The 1,332-nt window shown below is 65.3% G+C and carries 1 protein-coding gene and 1 pseudogene; both read left to right on the top strand.

All coding sequences use genetic code 11. The features are described 5' to 3' along the window. Positions 1-969, top strand: a pseudogene (locus EOA29_RS41885) (hypothetical protein); the annotation flags it as partial. An 88-nt stretch (positions 970-1,057) separates the two neighbouring features. Then, positions 1,058-1,332, top strand: a 275-nt coding sequence (locus tag EOA29_RS36675) for a group II truncated hemoglobin (RefSeq protein WP_210213227.1), incomplete at its 3' end; no start/stop codon positions are given.

Raw genomic sequence — 1,332 nt, 5'->3', positions numbered from 1 at the left:
GCCTATTTGAGGGAAATGGGCATCGAGCAGGGTGTGCTGGAGGTGATGAAGGCGACGCCGGCCAGTGACATAAGGCAGATCGAGCCAGAGGACATGCTGGAGATGAAGCTCGTCACCAGTCTCGATTCGCTCGACATCATGACGGCGGGAAGCGTGTGCCGGCGCGATCCGGCGCCGGTGAACTGCCGCGAAATACCAGCGGGCGGCGAAGCCAGGCCGGTCGAGATGGCGACCGCCGAGGCCAATCCCGCGTCTGCCTCTCTGCAGGTCGAGGTTGCGCCGCCGAAGGAGGCGCAGGATATGCGCTTCGTCCTGGTTCGCGGCAGCAACCCGCTCTGCAATCCCGATTGCCCGGAGTGGATTTCGGCGGAAGGAACGATCGTTGCCAACACGCCCGACAGGCTGCGCGAGCTGCTCGACACCGTCGGCGGGCGCAGGCTGCCCGTCGTGGTCAACTCGCCGGGCGGCGACATACAGGGTGCGCTCGCCGCCGGCCGGCTGATCCGCGAGCGCAGGCTGGATGTCGCGGTCGCCCGGACGGATTTTCTCGATTGCGATCCGGGCGCCACTGGGTGCGGCGCCAAGGATGGTCTCCATACCGGCCTCACCATTGACGCCGGCGCCGAATGCGACGCGGCCTGCGCGGTGATGACCGCCGGTGGCTCCAAGCGCCTGGTTGGCGCCGATGCGCATTTCCTCATTCACTCCATGGGCATGGAAGAAAAGGTTAGAGCCTATCTCGAGGAGATGGCGATCGGCTCGGGCCTGTTCGCCGCGATGCAGTCGGCACAATATGCGAAGCACAGGGAGCTCAGTCAGGACGAATTGGCGAAGTTCGGATTGACGACCGGGCGCCAGTCGGTGGATGCGCTGACGGGCGCCACCATCTGCAAATCGTCGCCGAAGCCCGACAACTGTCGGATTCTGCCGTCCGCCAATGCCGAGGCGGAGGCGCCGGCAAAACTGTAGCGCGGCGCGCCAACTGGCCATTGAGGCAGGTTGAGCCATGGACGGCCTTGCCGCTATCGTCGGGGCCCTTCCGGAACGAGGATCGGCAATGCGCGAGGATGTCCCGACTTTGTTCGAATGGGCCGGTGGCGCGGAGGCGCTCAACCGGCTGACGCGGACCTTCTACGACAAGGTCGGGCGAGACCCGATCGTCGGCCCGGTGTTCAAGCACATGTCGCCGGATCATCCGGCGCATGTCGCGGCCTTCATCGGCGAGGTTTTTGGCGGACCGAAGACATACAGCGAAAAGCATGGCGGCCACCGCGAGATGGTCATGCACCATCTCGGCAAGCACCTGACGGAGGAACAGCGGCGGCGCTGGAT

It is taken from the genome of Mesorhizobium sp. M1E.F.Ca.ET.063.01.1.1, from assembly GCF_003998155.1.
Classification (GTDB): Bacteria; Pseudomonadota; Alphaproteobacteria; order Rhizobiales; family Rhizobiaceae; genus Mesorhizobium.
This window is presented reverse-complemented; position numbering and strand designations above follow the sequence as displayed.